This is a genomic window from Pseudorhodobacter sp. E13 (assembly GCF_003991405.1).
In the GTDB taxonomy this organism is placed as follows: Bacteria; Pseudomonadota; Alphaproteobacteria; order Rhodobacterales; family Rhodobacteraceae; genus Pseudorhodobacter.
In genome coordinates this window covers 1-663 of record NZ_RPEN01000090.1, presented here as the reverse complement: position 1 = coordinate 663, position 663 = coordinate 1, and the positions used below count along the sequence as shown (strand labels likewise).

At 60.0% G+C, this 663-nt stretch carries 1 pseudogene; it reads left to right on the top strand.

Annotated features, from left to right (window positions below):
- Positions 1-641 (top strand): annotated as a pseudogene (locus EGN72_RS00230) (IS5 family transposase); the annotation flags it as partial.
- Positions 642-663 lie beyond the last annotated feature (22 nt).

Below are 663 nucleotides of genomic sequence, written 5' to 3'. Positions count from 1 at the left end.
GGCTTGCGGTGGTGTGATGCGCCCAAGGAGTATGGCCCTCCGAAGACCCTCTACAACCGATGGAAGCGGTGGGGTGACATGGGGGTCTTCGCCAGGATGATGGAGGGGCTTGCCTCAAAAGGTACCGAGCAAAAGACCATCATGATTGACGCGACCTATCTGAAGGCGCATCGCACGGCTTCGAGCCTGCGGGCGAAAAAGGGGGGCCCGACGACCAGTGCGGGCGTTTGATCGGGCGGACAAAGGGTGGGTTGAACACCAAGCTGCATGCCGTGACGGACGGCAAGGGTCGTCCGCTGAAATTCTTCATGACCGCCGGCCAAGTCAGTGACTACACCGGGGCCGCAGCCCTGCTGGGCAGTCTGCCCGCTGCAGAATGGATGCTCGCTGACCGCGGCTATGACGCCGACTGGTTCAGAGATGCATTGAAAGACAAGGGGATAAAGCCCTGCATCCCGGGCAGAAAGACGCGCGGTAAGACAGTCCGCTACGATAAACGACGCTACCGACGCCGAAACCGGATCGAGATCATGTTCGGCCGATTGAAAGACTGGCGCCGCATCGCAACACGTTACGACCGATGCGCAAAGACCTTCCTCTCAGCCGTCGCCCTCGCCGCAACTGTCTTGTTCTGGCTTTGACGGTCAATGAGTCTGGACCCTA